A 14,917-nucleotide genomic window follows, 5' to 3' on the forward strand; every position below is an offset into this window, starting at 1 on the left:
TCGACGATTCCACCGGCAACAGCGATAATCATCGCTGTTGGCTTCTGCAAGCCAAGCATGCAGAACCCTGTAAACCAACGCAGGACTGTCGGTACGGGTGACCAGCAAGGGATTGACTCAGGATGTACTACGAAAACCCGGAAGCGGCGCAGACCATCCTCGACAGTGTGAACGACGGGGTTTTCACCGTCGACACAGAGTGGCGCATCACGTCGTTCAATAAAGCCGCGGAGCGGATCACTGGAGTTTCTCACGACGAGGCACTCGGTGCGCGGTGCTGCGACGTGTTTCGGGCCAGCATTTGCGAGACCGAGTGTGCCCTCCGGCAGACGATCCAGAATCGGCAGCCAATCGTCAACAAGGCTATCTACATCATCGACGCTGAGGGACGGCAGATCCCCATCAGCATTTCCACGGCAATCCTTCGGGACGCCGATGGCGAGATAGTGGGCGGTGTCGAGACCTTTCGCGACCTCAGCCTGGTGGAAGATCTCCGCAAGGAGCTCGAGGGCCGCTACACCTTCAGCGACATCATCGGCAGGAGTCCGGCAATGCAGTCGCTCTTCGACCTCTTGCCGGTGGTAGCGGACAGCGACAGCACAGTCCTGATTCGTGGCGCCAGCGGCACAGGAAAGGAGCTGGTCGCTCGAGCCATCCACAATCTCTCGCCGAGAAGCAAAGGGCGATTCGTCGCCATCAACTGCGGTGCCCTGCCGGACACTCTGCTGGAATCGGAGCTTTTTGGCCACAAGGCGGGCGCCTTCACCGACGCCCGACGGGACAAACCCGGGCGGTTTGCGATCGCGGATGGAGGCACCATTCTGCTGGATGAGATTGGTGACATTTCGCCAGCGATGCAAGTTCGGCTGCTGCGGGTGCTGCAAGAGCGCGTATACGAACCGTTGGGTTCGGTCGATCCCATCGACGTCAACGTTCGGGTCATTACAGCCACCCACCGTGATCTCGCAACGCTCGTCCAAAAGGGAGTTTTCCGAGAAGATCTCTACTACAGGATCAATGTCTTCAGGGTCGACCTTCCACCTCTTCGCGACCGGCGAGAGGACATTCCTCTCCTCACAAACCACTTCATCTCCAGGTTCAACGCGATCCAGAACAAAGACGTGGCAGGAGTGTCGGACGAGGTTCTGAACGTGCTCATGCGTTGGGATTTCCCTGGCAACGCCAGGGAGCTGGAGAACGCGATCGAGCACGCATTCGTCTTGTGCCGAAGTGGTTTGATCGAGCTCAGGCACCTGCCTCAGGAGATCCTTGAAGGAGCCGGATTGGCGACTGCGGAGGTTCGTCCCGGGGCAACCCTGAAGTCGATTGAAGCCCTCCACATTGCCGATGCGCTCCGACGTCACGACGGCAGCCGCAAGGCGGCAGCGGCCGAGCTCGGCATTCACCCGACAACGTTGCGCAGGAAGATCAGGGATCTCGACATTGACGCACCCGCCCGGGACGGCCGGAGTCACAGGAAATAGAGAATGCTTAGCGCCAATTTCGGCCGGCACTCGATTGCCGGCGAATGTCCACAATCAGAATCAAAACTGGGCGGAATGCACTATTTCGAGTTTGGCTTCAGCCGCGTTTCGCATCTGGCACTCGCGTCCTTCTCCAAGGAAACGCAGTGCTGGCCCTGATCCGACTCTAATTTCTAAACATTAATTGCGCGACGAGGCCTGGCATCGAGGTTGCAGACAACTCAGATGCTATGAGAATCGCGATTCCCGTCTGGAATAACCGAGTCTCGCCCGTGTTCGACGTTTCGACGTCGATTCGCATAGCAGACATCAGCGCCGGAACGATCACGCACGAGGAGAGCTTCGTCCTCGAGAACGATTGGCGTCCCTCGAAACTGGCCAAGCTCGGCATCGACCTCCTGATCTGCGCGGCCATCTCCGGGCCACTCGAGAAAAGCCTGCGCGCATCAGGCATTGAGGTCGTTGCTGATACCTGTGGCACCTTCCGGGAAATTGTCCGTGCAATAGCATCCGGTGACACAGTGCTGAATGACTTCCGTTCACCGGGATTCTCGCGCACGAACCGTACTCCGAAGAGGAAATCCACTCCTCTGCGGTTGAACGCTCGAGGTTCCAAATGAGGTAGCGATCGAATCTGGAGGAGAGGCGATGAAACACGTGTTTGGACCCGTACCGTCTCGCCGTCTCGGGCGGTCCCTCGGCATCGACCCGGTGCCGTTGAAGACCTGCAACTTCAGCTGTGTCTACTGCCAGCTGGGTCGAACCCAACCACTGGCACGAAAAAGGAGGGCATTCTTCAGCGTGAGTGACATGCTGGCGGAGGTTGCGACCACGTTGAGCCATGAGGGATCTGACTCCATCGACTGGATCACCTTCGTCGGATCAGGTGAAACCACGCTGTTCTCCCGTCTCGGCTCTCTCATCCGGTACGTCAAATCAATATCCGAGCTGCCAGTGGCGGTGATCACAAACGGCTCTCTCTTCTACCTTCCGGAAGTTCGGAAGGCGTTGGCGGCCGCAGATGCTGTCCTTCCAAGCCTTGATGCGGGCTCGGAAACGCTGTACGCCAGGATCAACCGTCCCCACCGCGACTTCTCATATCAACAGCACATTGATGGATTGACAAAGTTTCGGAGAGAGTATGGAGGGCGTCTCTGGGTGGAGGTCATGCTCCTGGGCGGCATCAACGATTCTCCGGAGGCTCTACGGGACATCGCCACGGTTCTGGAACGCGTCGATCCCGATGAGATCCACATCTCGACGCCGACCCGCCCTCCCGCCGAACAGTGGGTGGAGATCCCGGATCGAGGGGGATTGGAGCGTGCCTCCGCTGTCTTTGGAAGCATCGCCAAGGTGCTGCATCCCATCGAAGTCAACGTGGAAACCGGGTTCGACGGCGAGCTCGAGGAGGCCGTCCTGAGGATCGTTTCTCGTCACCCCCTGCAGGAGATTGAGATCGTTCGTTCCCTCGAACGTTGGGTACCCGGACGGGTCTTGGAAACCCTCGCCGCCTTCACCGAAAGCGGCAAGATCAAGATCATTGAACGGTACGGGAAACGATTTTGGTGCGCCGCGGATACCCACTTTTCGGACCAGGGGCCGAGCGCGGTTCGGAACCGGGACCCGGGCGTGGCTCACACCACCTTGGGTGCCCCGGCCTGAATGCAGCGACGTTCAACGGCTCGCTCGCGTGTGGTTTGGCCGATGCCTCGTCCAACGTGACGACCGACAGACCGATGGTTCGAAGCCGTAGACAAGGTGGGAAACCACGCAAATCGCTTCTCCTCCAACCTTGCCAACCGTGCAATGTTGAGGTACTGCGTGCTGGCAGGATCCCGAAGACGGTGTGCCCGTTTCAGCCGCGTGTTCTTGAACACTCGGCATCAGTCTTGCTTCTTACTGGGCAGGCGGGGTCTGTGAGTCGTTCACGAGTCGGGGTCTCAGCCCGCCACATCAGCTGTGCGGAGGAACGGAACAATGGCAGACCGGACGGACAAGGTCGAGAGCAATGTCTCCGGCAAGTACTACGTCGATTCGAACTGCATCGACTGTGACGTCTGCCGAGAGACTGCGCCCGAAAACTTCATGGCCAACGAGGACGAGGGCTACTCCTACGTCTTCAAGCAGCCCGAGAACGAAGAGGAGGAGGCCCAGTGCCAGGAGGCCATGGAGTCGTGTCCAGTGGAAGCGATCGGGAACGACGGTGAAGAGCCGTAGCAAGTGAGGATCCGTGAATAGAGTCGGCCAGGATCCATCCCGTGAATTGATCCAAGCGGATATCGGGCCTCGCCCCGCCCTGAGGCGCCTTGGGCCTGGTGGTTCGAGGAGACCAATCGAAGCGGGATCCAGCAGCTCTCGGCCCAGATTCAAGGCCTACGGCCGCAGACATATCAGCCGGATCCGGCAACTCGGTCGGCTCTCAACAAACCAGTTGACCTCCCTCAGAGTAGCCTCCATTGTCCTGCCCTTTCGGGTGAACGACTACGTGCTCGACGAGTTGATCGACTGGAACGACATTCCTTCCGATCCCATCTTTCAATTGACGTTCCCACAGGCCGGGATGTTGGATCGTGCCGACTTTCTTCAGCTCCACAGGCTGCTGGTAACCGGGGCTGACCCGGACGCCGTCACGGGCTGTGCGCGGAAGATCCAGATGCGGATGAACCCTCATCCCGCCGGGCAAATCGAGCTCAACGTGCCGGCCGTTGACGGCGAGAAACTACCGGGATGCCAACACAAGTACCGCGAAACCGTGCTTTTCTTTCCGTCCGCCGGGCAGACCTGCCACGCCTTCTGTACCTACTGCTTCCGCTGGCCACAGTTCGTGGGCATCGAACGCCTCAAGTTCGCGACGCATGAGATCGACCATTTGCTTCACTATCTTCGAGTTCACAACGAGATCACTGACGTCCTGGTGACCGGCGGAGACCCACTGTTCATGAGCACCGCGGTCCTTCGGAGGAACATAGAGCCCCTGCTCAGCGAAAAGCTGGACCACATCACGACTATCCGCATCGGCACCAAATCGCTTTCCTACTGGCCGTATCGCTTCACGACCGACCGCGACGCGGACGACCTATTGCATCTATTCGAAGAGGTCCGGCGCAGCGGCCGTCAGCTCGCCCTGATGGCCCATTTCTCCCACCCGCGGGAGCTTCGAACCCGTGCCGCGAGGAACGCTCTCCGCCGAGTGCAGGATGCTGGCGCTGTCGTGCGTTGCCAGGCGCCTCTGATCCGTCACATCAATGACGACTCCGCGGTGTGGGCCGAGATGTGGCGTGAACAGATTCGCCTCGGGACGGTTCCCTACTATCTTTTCATCGCGCGAAATACCGGTCCGCGATCCTACTTCGAGGTTCCTCTGGCGGAGGCCTTGCGAGTTTTCTCGGATGCATTTACTCGAGTCTCCGGCCTCGCCCGGACTGTCCGGGGCCCCATCATGTCGGCCGCTCCCGGGAAAGTCCTGCTCGACGCCATCACCACAATCAACGGCCAGAAGGTCTTCGTGCTGAAGATGATTCAGGGCCGCGACCCCGCATGGGTCAACCGCGTGTTCTTCGCCCGCTTCGATCCCCGTGCGACGTGGCTCGACCAGCTCGAGCCCGTATTTGGCATGCGCGAGTTCTTCTTCGAGCGGCCGCTTCAGGGCATGGCTTCGGCCGATGCATCCTGACTCGCAGGCTTTCTCACACGGAAACAGCGCAAAATGCGCCCCTCGTGTACGGCTCAACATTGCATTCTGCATTCTCATGTCGTTGATAACGCCTCGAAATCCTACTCATGAGCCGTTCTCTCATGTGGCGACCCACGCCGCACTCGGTCACCCGACGTTGGCAGGGTCGTTGCATTGAGAGCCGGTTGTGGCTGACAGGCGATGTCGAACAACCCTCTCCTCGCCGGATTTGCATCGCTGTCAACGCCACTTTCGAACCTCGGAATACAAGCGAATGAAGGGAGAGAGGATGAGGATCGCGATCAGTGCAACCAACGCCTCGTTCGACGCGCCGATGGACGAAAGGTTCGGAAGGTGCCCCTGCTTTGTCATTACCGACCTGGAGGGAACCAACCACGACATGGTCGAGAACATCCACGCCCAGCGTGGTTCCGGTGCCGGAATCCAGGCGGCGCGCCTGGTGATCGACACGGGTGTCTCGGTTGTTCTCACCGGTCGATGCGGTCCTAACGCCACCGACACCCTGGCTGCAGCCGGGATCGGGATCGTCACCGGATGCAGCGGCACGGTCCGCCAGGCGGTGGAGAAATTCGCCGCTGATGGCGGTAAACCTCCCGCGAACAACGACTCCATCCCGACACCTGGCATCTTCACGCCCGGAGGCGGAAGGGGAAAAGGCCGGGGAGCGAGCTTTGGCATGGGCGGCGGATCCGGAAGGGGGCGCGGCAGGGGAATGGGCGCCGCGAAAACACCGAAAAACTGATTGATTCGGGAGAGGGCCTTCGTGAGAGTTGCAATAGCAAGCGGCAAAGGTGGGACCGGCAAGACCACCGTGGCGACGAATCTGGCCTGGGTGGCGGCGGAGCAGAAAAAGTCCGTAGTCTACCTCGACTGCGATGTCGAGGAACCCAACGGCCAGATCTTTCTGAAACCCATCGCGGACTGGCGAAAACCGGTTTCCGTGCCCGTGCCCAGGGTCGATCCCGTTGTCTGCGATCTTTGTGGGCAGTGTGGCGAAATCTGCCAGTTCAGTGCCATTCTCTGTGTGGGCCAGAAGGTACTGCTCTTCCCCGAGCTCTGCCATTCCTGCGGCGGCTGTAACCTGGTCTGTTCGCTCTCGGCCATCACCGAGGTCCCTCGCGTGATTGCCTCCCTGATGGCTGGCCATACCGGGTCCCTGCGGTACTTTCAGGGCCTTCTCAACATCGGCGAAGCGATGAGCCCACCGGTCATCCGCGCCGTCAAGGAGGAGGCTGCCGAAGCTGATCTGGTGGTTGTCGACGCCCCACCGGGAACGGCATGTCCGGTCGTCGAGGCCGTCCGAGGGTGCGATCACGTGCTGCTCGTAACAGAACCAACGCCCTTCGGCCTTCACGATCTCGAGCTCGCCCTGGAGACCGTGCAAAGTCTCGGGATCCCCTGCGAGGTCGTGATCAACAGAGCCGGGTTGAACGGCTCCGCGATGAAAGAATTCTGCCGCCACAAGGGCGTCGAGATTGTTGCGGAGTTCCCGGACAGTCGGCGCGTCGCAGAGGCCTACTCGCGAGGCGAGCTGGCATCGGAGAAGGACGCGCAAATTCGTGAACGGTTCCGCTCCCTACTGAAACATATCGAGGATTCGAAATGAAGCAGCTTGTGGTCATTAGCGGCAAGGGAGGAACTGGCAAGACATCACTCGTAGCGTCGTTTGCGTCACTCGCCAAAACGGCGGTTCTGGCTGATTGCGATGTGGACGCTGCAGATCTGCACCTGGTGGTGCGGTCATCGCTCGTGGCCCGCCATGATTTCCGGGGCGGCAAGCGTGCGTTGATCGACAGCGACCGGTGCTCAAATTGCGGCATCTGTGAAGACCTCTGTCGGTTCGAAGCCATCAACTCTGATGCTTCAACAACCTCGGTCGACCCCATTGCCTGCGAAGGGTGTGGGGTGTGCGCGTGGTTTTGTTCCGAAGGTGCAATCGATCTCGTCAACACGATCGATGGCGAATGGTACCTCTCCGAAACCCGTCTCGGGCCCATGGTCCACGCGCGCCTCAAGGCGGCCGGTGAGAACTCGGGCAAGTTGGTGAGCCTCCTCAGATCCGAGGCACGAAATGTCGCCAAGAATAGGGACATCGATCTCGTGCTTATCGACGGCTCTCCCGGCATTGGCTGCCCCGTCATCGCATCGATCACCGGTGCAGACCTCGTGCTCGTTGTGACCGAGCCGACTCTCAGCGGCCTCCACGATCTCGAACGGGTCATCCGTCTCACGAGCCATTTTGGAATTCCCACGAAGGCCGTCGTCAACCGATTTGACATCAACGAAAAAATTGCCATGCAGGCCGAAAAGCACTCGCAGAAGCTGGGGGCCGAGCTGGTCGGGCGCATTCGTTTCGACCCCGCTGTCACCCAGGCACAGATCCAGGGTGTGTCCGTAATCGAGCACTCGAGAAACGGCGCGGCAGCGGACATCACCGAGGTCTGGCAAAACCTTCAGGCGGCGTTCGACGAAGAGGAACTCTACGTTTCGGAGGCATGAAGACATGAAACAGGATTCCAAGACCGAGCCTCTCTCTAGCCTTCGACGAGCAGGTCACGATGCACTTTTCACCAGGACACACCGGAGCGAGGAGGCCATTTTGAGGATTTTGGTCCCAGCTGGCAGCGGATTGCCGTCCACCACTCGCATGCTGCGGATCTATCGATGACGATCACACCATTTACGCCGATTCAAATCGGGCCTGTCGAGATGCACTCTCGCCTCGCCATGGCGCCGGTCAAAACCGCGCTCGGCGAACCTGACGGGCTGGTCTGTACGAAACACGTTGCCTACTATCGGCGACGGGCTGAAGGCGGAGCGGGGATGATCATCGTCGAGCCGCTCTTCGTGGACCCCAAGGGCCGGGAGCATCCGCGACAGCTCACCGCTCATCATGATGCAGCGATCGGAGGCTTGCGCCGGGTGGTTGCCGCAATTCATGAGCATGGCTCGCTCGCTTTCGCCCACCTCAACCACGCCGGGCGCGCCGCAAACCCGAAGATCATCGGTGGAGCGCCCGAAGCGCCCTCAGCGGTGATGTGTCCGACCAGCGGCGCCACGCCGGAACCGATGTCCGGGGAGAGGATCGGTGGCGTCCTCAAGGCGTACGGCGATGCCGCCCGCCGAGTACGAGAAGCGGGTTTCGACGGCGTTGAGGTCCAACTCGGCCTCGGCTATCTCCCGGCCCAGTTTCTGTCACCCAGGACAAACCTACGCAGAGATGACTACGGTTCGGGGGGTGAAAACCGCTGGCGCTTCATTCGCGAGTTGGTCGCCACGGTCGGCGACGTCATCGGTGACACGATGGCCTTCACCGCCCGGTTGTCGGCCGACGAACACATCGAAGGGGGCATGGGAATCGAAGACGCCGTCGAGCTGGCGAAACGACTCGAACGCTGGGGTGTTCACGCTCTCCACGTCGTGACCGGATCGGCATGTGACAGCCCTCCCTGGTATTACCAACATATGGCCCTCCCGCCCGGCATCAACGAAAGCCTGGCGGCCCGCATTCGCGGTTCGGTGTCCATTCCGGTCATCGCCGCCGGAAGGCTTGGCGAACCGGAGCGCATGCGTGAAATCCTGGTAACCAACATGGCCGATGTCATCGCGCTCGGTCGACCGTTGGTGGCCGATCCGGATCTGCCGCGAAAGATGCGGGAGGGGCGTGAGGAGGACATTATCTCCTGCGGGGCCTGCCTCCAGGGATGCCTGGCCAAGGTCAAGGGTGGCGGACCCATAGGGTGCATCGTCAACCCGGAGATCGGCCGGGAAACAGAGGCGCCACCACTCGTCACGTCCACGACTCTGCGGCTGGTCGTAGTTGGCGGCGGCCCGGCCGGCATGGAAGCGGCGCTCACCGGCTTCAGCGCCGGCGCCCGGGTGACGCTGTTCGAGCGCCGAGATTCACTCGGCGGACAGTTTACGCTCGCGCCGCTCACGACCGGCAAGGATGCCATGGCCAGGCCCCTGCAATCGATTGTCGGCCTGGTCGAACGTATCGGAGTGGAAGTCCGAACCGGCATCGAAGCCACCGTCGACGCGATCATCGACCTCGAGCCGGACCACACTATCGTGGCCACTGGTTCCAGCCCCTTCATTCCTCCAATCCCCGGTCTCGATGACCCGCTGACAGCAGAGCAGGTTCTCCGGGGAGATCGTGAGGTCGGCCCCAGGGTGCTCATCCTAGGCGGCGGTCTGGTCGGTATCGAAATGGCCGAACACCTCGGTCTCGCGGACCACGAAGTGGTTGTGGTCGAGCTTCTCGATGACACGGCTCGAGACATGGAAGCCATCACCCGAAAGATGACCCGGAAGCGTCTTGAAAAGCTGCCCGTGACAATTCACACGACGACGCGTCTCCTGCGTTTGGACGGGGGCGAAGCGTTCGTCGAGGATGCGGACGACGGTCACGAGAGGTCCATCGGTCGATTTGACTCGGTGCTGGTGTCGATCGGGCACAAATCGTACGACCCACTCTCGGAGGGGCTGCGCGCTGCGGGTCTGGCCGTAACGGTGATCGGCGACGCCAACGAGCCCGGCCAGATTTTTGATGCAACCCATGCAGGCCGTCGTGCAGCTGAAGCGGTCCTGCACGAATTCGGCACGGCCCCTGGAGGAGGAGTCGATGTTGACTCGCAGTAGGAGGACGTTGTGAATGGTCACGAGCTTGTTGCCAAGCTCCAGTCCCCGGCCCCGATTCCTGTCGATCGCGAAAATCTGGTGAACCTCCTCGAAACGGCCGAAGTGCTTCGTCAGGACAACACCTGTGTCGCCGGCTGGATCCGCATTCTGTCGGTCGACGGCGCGATCCTCGTCCAAGAAGAGACGCCGGACGGCAATGCCCTCGCCCGCCGGATGGCCTCGATCGAGGACGCCAACAGTTTTGTCGACAACCGACTCGGCACATACGAACGGATGTGGGACGGATGTGGATGCAAAATCAACTATTTCGAGTGATTGACCGACTCGGGGAGGCACCCGTCGGCTTTCGCGCGCGCGCACACGGCACAAGGAGGGACGATGAGCGCAGCTCCGGCGCATGACGCCACCCAACCGATCCTCAGGTTCGCATGGGAAGCCATGCCACAGGCGATGCGGAATACCGTGATCTCGGCACCAGTGATCCCTCAGATCGCCGCCAGGGCGAAGGCAGCCGCCGCAAAGCACCCGGGTTTCGTTCGCGGCGACCAAGGGCAGGTCGTCGATGTGATGCCGGATCGCGAGGTCTACTACGGCCCCTCCTCCGGGCTGCCTGAGTTGCGTCGTCTCGTGGCACGCTTCTGGACCCTCGCATACGACTTGTGCGGACGCGACGGGCTTCCGGTGAACGGGCTCGAGGCCGACCACGTGGCAATCGTGTCCGGGGCCACCGAGGGTATTGCCATCTTGATGCGGTTGCTCGCCCCTGGCCGCGTCATCGGGGTCCAGCGGTTCTGTTGGGGAAACTACCGCAATATCATCGCGCACGCGGGCGGCGAGGCGAAAACCCTCGACTTCTTCGCGCCCGACGGCACCCTCGATTTGAAGGGTCTGAGCGCCGCAATCGAGGAATCGAATATCCGGACCCTGCTCGTCAACTTTCCCGCGAACCCAACCGGGGACGTGCTTTCCGATGACGAACTGGCGTCGCTCGCAAAGCTCGCGCGAGAGCGTGATCTCGTTCTGGTATCTGACGAGGTCTACAACTGGATCCGCTACGAAGGAACGCCGCGGACCCTGCTCGAGTTCGCGCCAGAACGCACGCTGGTCGTCGGTGCCGCGTCCAAGGAGTACCTGATTCCGGGTGCCCGCACCGGATACATTCTCAGTGCCGACACGACTTTCTGCGGAGAGTGGATGCCGCGACTGATCCGATCCACCTCATCGTCACCCAATGTCCTCGGCCAGCGCCTGGCAACGGAGATGTTGGAAGCCGACGTTACAGATCTCGAGACCGGCAGAGCGCCGAGAGTCCTCTCCACCATCAGGGAGGAACTCCGGACTCGGCGGGACGCAATCGTCGAGGTGCTCCAATCAGCCGGCTTCAAGATCGAATCCCGTCACGCCGGATTGCCCATGGGAGGTATCGCGCTCCTCGCGCGCCTCCCAGAAGGCATAGAAGACGACGGCGCGGTCATCGACACCGCCATCGACCTGGGACGTTTCAGCGCCATACCGGGCAGCGCATTCGGGGCGCCCCGCTGTATCCGTTTCGGCTATGCGGGCATTCCAGTCGACGGTATCGAGAGGTTGGCCGCCGGTCTTCCCGAAGTCCTCGACGCCATGAGATGAAGATGTGGATGTGAGTGAGAGGAGAATCCTGCATTGAGAGTCGTTGTAGGCACGGAGCCGCGATGATTCGCCCGGAGGGATTCGGCATGGGCCCCCGGGGCTGTTGCGTTTGTCCCAGGTGCGGCGCTACCGCTGCCCACCGCCCCGGCGCTCCCTGTCTCGAAGAACGGTGTCCGATGTGTGGAACGCCGATGGTTCGAGAGGGAGGCCCTCACCACCGCGCGGCGGTTGAAAGGACGTACAAACTCGGCGACCCCGACGAAGAGGAGCATTCGGAATGAAAAAGATCGGCATCATCATTTGCGACCGTTGGCGGAGGTGCGCTGGTGGAAAGTGCCTTCGAGCACTCCGGGAGCGGCAGGGCGCCTTCAAACGATACGAGGGAGAGGAGGTTGAGCTAGCGGGTTACACGACCTGCGACGGTTGCCCGGGAGGCAACATCGAGTATGCGCCTGGTGAGATGAAGAAAAACGGGGTCGAGGTGGTCCATTTTGCCACCGGTTTCCTGGTCGGCTATCCGCCGTGCCCATTCATTGATGATTTTCGGAAGTCCATCGAGGAGAAGTACGGCATGGAGGTGGCACTCGGAACCCATCCCATTCCACAGAACTACTACGAAACACACCACAACCTCGGGACGTGGGCTTCTCCGGCCTGGCGGGAAAAGATTCGGTGGGTCCTGACCGACGAGACGACGCGCAGAAGTTATGACTGAAGCCGCCGGTGGTTGTTTTTGGAGCTCGCTACGTTGATCACTTTTTTCGTGTGCGCATCCGTACAAACGACATATTTCACAATACGTTACTTAACGAAGAACATAACTTGATGAAGAACCGACAAGGTCGTATCATGGCCATTCACAAGGAGGTCGTATGGCAGATCCACCCGAAGGATGCGCGCGAGTGACCGGGGCCGTTTTGGGCGAGCCTGCGCCCGAGGCATCGGAAGCGCCAACAGAAGATCAACCCATCAAGGAGGATTTCATGGCAGCAACCGTGGGCCAGAAAGCACCAGATTTCAACGCACCCGCGTATTTCGAAGGAAGTTTCACCAACGTGCAGCTCTCCGACTACTTCGGAAAGTGGATCTTGCTCTGCTTCTACCCGGGCGACTTCACCTTCGTTTGAGCGACCGAAGTGTCGGCGGTCGCCGACAAGTATCAGGAGCTCCAGGATCTCGGTGTGGAAGTCTTCTCGGTCAGTGTCGACAGCCACTTTGTCCACAAGATGTGGAATGACCACGAGCTATCGAAAATGGTCGACGGCGGAATTCCTTTCCACATGCTGTCGGACCAGGCGGGCAACATCGGCAGAGCCTACGGCGTCTACGACGAATCCCAGGGAATCGAGCTGCGCGGTCGGTTCATCATCGATCCGGACGGCGTGATTCAAGCCATGGAAGTGCTGACTCCGCCGGTCGGACGGCGCATCGCCGAGTCCATCCGTCAGGTCCAGGCCTACCAGGTGGTGCGAGCCAGCGGCGGTGCCGAGGCCACGCCCGCCGGATGGATGCCGGGCGACCCGGTACTGAAACCCGGCCCGGGGCTCGTGGGCAACGTATGGAAGGAGTGGAAGCCGAACGAATAGCAGCATCGGCATACACTCGACGCGGTACGCGTTACTGCCCGCGGAAGGCCAACGCTGTCTGCGCATGAAGTGATTGAGTGCGGACGGCGCGTGTCGGTCCCAGCGTGAACGGATGACCCGGAATTCATCAATAATCGAACGAGACCTTCACTTTTTGCAACGATATCGCGTTCTCAAAAGCAGCAATCTGCTCCGATTGCCTCGCCAGGGCGTGTCGGATTGGGACGTCTTTGAGTCCTCGATAAGGTCGCGATCCGACCTCAGCTGCCCCTGAGGCAGGCACTACCCAGACCCACTCTCGTTTTCATCGCTTGAATTTCCTACCGCAGAATCTCCTCAATTCAATCTTGGCTCGGTATTTGCGTGAATTTGAAACAAACCGAGATCGATTGCCGCAAGATCGCAGGAGGTTTCATGGCTGCCCAGCCGGGGTCCACAACCAACAACGAAATCCAGAATTCGCTACCTCGAGTGCCCTCGCACCATGTGTCCAAGCATCGCTTTTCTTACTATGTCGAGCCGTACGATGAGCTAGATCGAACGGACCGTTTTCTGTCGGCGATGGCGGCGGTGCTCCGCCACAGCTCCTACGGCTACTGGCTTGACCTCTACTCTCGGATCACCGCCAAGTGCTCGCGCTGTGCCGATGTCTGTCCGGTCTACGATGTCTCTCAGGACCCTCGTGACATCCCCTGCTACCGCACCGAGCTCATTCTGAAAATCTACCGACGCTACTTCACCCTCGGCGGCATGGTACGCGCCCGATTGGGCCACGCGTGGGAGTTGAGCGATCGCCACATCGATGAGATGGCGGAGTCGATCTACCGCTGCACGGCGTGTCGGCGCTGTACCACCGAATGCCCGCTGGGGATCGATCACGCCCTGATGACGCACCTCATGCGCGACATCCTCTCGGAGATCGGTCTTGTCCCGAAGGCCCTCGTGGTCGCAGTGCGCGAGCAGCTCGAGGGAGCCACCCGCAATACCTCCGCGATCCCGGTGGCGGCCATGACCGACACCTGTGAATTCCTCGAGGAGGAGCTCGAGGAGCAGTTCGAATACGGCGGCATCAAATTCCCGATCGACGTTTCTGGCGCCGAGTACGTGTTCTTCCCTGCGGTCAGTGATTTTCTGCTCGAGGCCGACACCCTGATGGGCAACGCAGCCGTGTTTCACGCTACCGGCTGTTCGTGGACGGTCGGCACCGGCTACTTCGACGGCATCAACTATGGACTATTCATCAACGACCGCTACTTGCGTCGAATCATCCGCCAGCTAGTCGCGGAGGTGGACCGCCTTGAAGGACTCAAGATCATGATTGGGGAGTGTGGCCACGCCTCACGTTCGGCGAAGGACTTCGTACCTGTTTTCGGCGGACCCGATCCGCCCGAGGTTGTGAGTTGTGTCGAGTGGACGCATCGCATGTTGAACGACGGAAGGCTCAGCCTCGACCCAAACGTCGTTACCGATGTGGTGACCTACCACGACCCCTGTAACGTGGCCCGCCGGGGCTGGATCCTCGACCAGCCGCGCGAGATCCTGCGCTCGTTCTGCAGGAATTACGTCGAAATGACACCATCCCGTTCCGACAATTACTGCTGCGGCGGCGGTGGCGGCACAGTGTCAATCGACGAGATTCGGGACTTTCGAACCGGCGTCGGCGGCCGCCGAAAGGCCGAGCAGATCCGTGATACCGGGGCGCGTTACGTGGTCGCGCCGTGCGCCAACTGCAAGAAGCAGCTGCGCGAGGTCGTCGAAGACCACGGGTTGGAGGAGGTCGAGGTGGTCGGGCTGCACGATCTCATCCTTCGAGCGATCGAGATTCCAGGTGCGAAGCCCGCCATCGAGCGTCGTGCATTTGATCCGATGGCAATGGACTAGGA

At 60.5% G+C, this 14,917-nt stretch carries 13 protein-coding genes; all 13 read left to right on the top strand.

Features of this window, described 5'->3' with window-relative positions:
• The first annotated feature begins 122 nt into the window (after positions 1 to 122).
• The 13 genes from LJE93_15900 (at position 123) to LJE93_15960 (ending at position 14,915) form a co-directional block, all read left to right on the top strand.
• A complete protein-coding gene (locus LJE93_15900; protein ID MCG6950399.1) occupies positions 123 to 1,484 on the top strand; it encodes a sigma 54-interacting transcriptional regulator in 1,362 nt (453 codons plus the stop codon).
• Between the two features lie 648 nt (positions 1,485 to 2,132).
• Positions 2,133 to 3,146 (top strand): radical SAM protein, encoded by a 1,014-nt coding sequence (locus LJE93_15905; protein MCG6950400.1) that lies wholly within the window; start codon positions 2,133 to 2,135, stop codon positions 3,144 to 3,146.
• A 315-nt stretch (positions 3,147 to 3,461) separates the two neighbouring features.
• Positions 3,462 to 3,701: a ferredoxin gene (locus LJE93_15910; GenBank protein ID MCG6950401.1), complete on the top strand. Its 240-nt coding sequence runs from the start codon at positions 3,462 to 3,464 to the stop codon at positions 3,699 to 3,701.
• Positions 3,702 to 3,957: 256 nt separating this feature from the next.
• Positions 3,958 to 5,157 (top strand): lysine 2,3-aminomutase, encoded by a 1,200-nt coding sequence (locus tag LJE93_15915; GenBank protein ID MCG6950402.1) that lies wholly within the window; start codon positions 3,958 to 3,960, stop codon positions 5,155 to 5,157.
• A gap of 289 nt (positions 5,158 to 5,446) precedes the next feature.
• Entirely contained in the window at positions 5,447 to 5,920 is a 474-nt protein-coding gene (locus tag LJE93_15920) for a NifB/NifX family molybdenum-iron cluster-binding protein (GenBank protein ID MCG6950403.1), read from the top strand.
• Positions 5,921 to 5,941: 21 nt separating this feature from the next.
• Positions 5,942 to 6,784, top strand: coding sequence for an ATP-binding protein (locus LJE93_15925; GenBank protein ID MCG6950404.1), 843 nt, complete (start codon positions 5,942 to 5,944; stop codon positions 6,782 to 6,784).
• The gene (locus LJE93_15930; GenBank protein MCG6950405.1) at positions 6,781 to 7,677 is read left to right on the top strand and encodes an ATP-binding protein; all 897 of its coding nucleotides are present in this window, start codon (positions 6,781 to 6,783) and stop codon (positions 7,675 to 7,677) included. The genes LJE93_15925 and LJE93_15930 overlap by 4 nt, the downstream gene beginning before the upstream one ends.
• 165 nt (positions 7,678 to 7,842) lie before the next feature.
• Positions 7,843 to 9,819 carry an NAD(P)/FAD-dependent oxidoreductase gene (locus tag LJE93_15935; GenBank protein MCG6950406.1) on the top strand — a complete coding sequence of 659 codons (1,977 nt, stop codon included), beginning with the start codon at positions 7,843 to 7,845 and terminating at the stop codon, positions 9,817 to 9,819.
• Between the two features lie 9 nt (positions 9,820 to 9,828).
• Positions 9,829 to 10,134 (top strand): hypothetical protein, encoded by a 306-nt coding sequence (locus LJE93_15940; GenBank protein MCG6950407.1) that lies wholly within the window; start codon positions 9,829 to 9,831, stop codon positions 10,132 to 10,134.
• A 63-nt stretch (positions 10,135 to 10,197) separates the two neighbouring features.
• Positions 10,198 to 11,448 carry a pyridoxal phosphate-dependent aminotransferase gene (locus LJE93_15945; GenBank protein ID MCG6950408.1) on the top strand — a complete coding sequence of 417 codons (1,251 nt, stop codon included), beginning with the start codon at positions 10,198 to 10,200 and terminating at the stop codon, positions 11,446 to 11,448.
• Between the two features lie 277 nt (positions 11,449 to 11,725).
• Positions 11,726 to 12,163, top strand: a complete 438-nt coding sequence (locus LJE93_15950; protein ID MCG6950409.1) for a CGGC domain-containing protein — start codon at positions 11,726 to 11,728, stop codon at positions 12,161 to 12,163.
• Between the two features lie 157 nt (positions 12,164 to 12,320).
• The gene (locus LJE93_15955; protein MCG6950410.1) at positions 12,321 to 13,034 is read left to right on the top strand and encodes a peroxiredoxin; all 714 of its coding nucleotides are present in this window, start codon (positions 12,321 to 12,323) and stop codon (positions 13,032 to 13,034) included.
• Positions 13,035 to 13,448: 414 nt separating this feature from the next.
• Entirely contained in the window at positions 13,449 to 14,915 is a 1,467-nt protein-coding gene (locus LJE93_15960; GenBank protein ID MCG6950411.1) for a (Fe-S)-binding protein, read from the top strand.
• Positions 14,916 to 14,917: the final 2 nt, after the last annotated feature.

The organism is Acidobacteriota bacterium (assembly GCA_022340665.1).
GTDB lineage: Bacteria > Acidobacteriota > Thermoanaerobaculia > Thermoanaerobaculales > Sulfomarinibacteraceae > Sulfomarinibacter.

What these genes read in the sequence shown, in the direction of transcription:
- LJE93_15935 (MCG6950406.1), top strand. Translation starts at nt 7,843, where the DNA reads ATGACGATCACACCATTTACGCCGATTCAAATCGGGCCTGTCGAGATG.
- LJE93_15930 (MCG6950405.1), top strand. Translation starts at nt 6,781, where the DNA reads ATGAAGCAGCTTGTGGTCATTAGCGGCAAGGGAGGAACTGGCAAGACA.
- LJE93_15905 (MCG6950400.1), top strand. Translation starts at nt 2,133, where the DNA reads ATGAAACACGTGTTTGGACCCGTACCGTCTCGCCGTCTCGGGCGGTCC.
- LJE93_15900 (MCG6950399.1), top strand. Translation starts at nt 123, where the DNA reads ATGTACTACGAAAACCCGGAAGCGGCGCAGACCATCCTCGACAGTGTG.
- LJE93_15950 (MCG6950409.1), top strand. Translation starts at nt 11,726, where the DNA reads ATGAAAAAGATCGGCATCATCATTTGCGACCGTTGGCGGAGGTGCGCT.
- LJE93_15910 (MCG6950401.1), top strand. Translation starts at nt 3,462, where the DNA reads ATGGCAGACCGGACGGACAAGGTCGAGAGCAATGTCTCCGGCAAGTAC.
- LJE93_15945 (MCG6950408.1), top strand. Translation starts at nt 10,198, where the DNA reads ATGAGCGCAGCTCCGGCGCATGACGCCACCCAACCGATCCTCAGGTTC.
- LJE93_15920 (MCG6950403.1), top strand. Translation starts at nt 5,447, where the DNA reads ATGAGGATCGCGATCAGTGCAACCAACGCCTCGTTCGACGCGCCGATG.
- LJE93_15960 (MCG6950411.1), top strand. Translation starts at nt 13,449, where the DNA reads ATGGCTGCCCAGCCGGGGTCCACAACCAACAACGAAATCCAGAATTCG.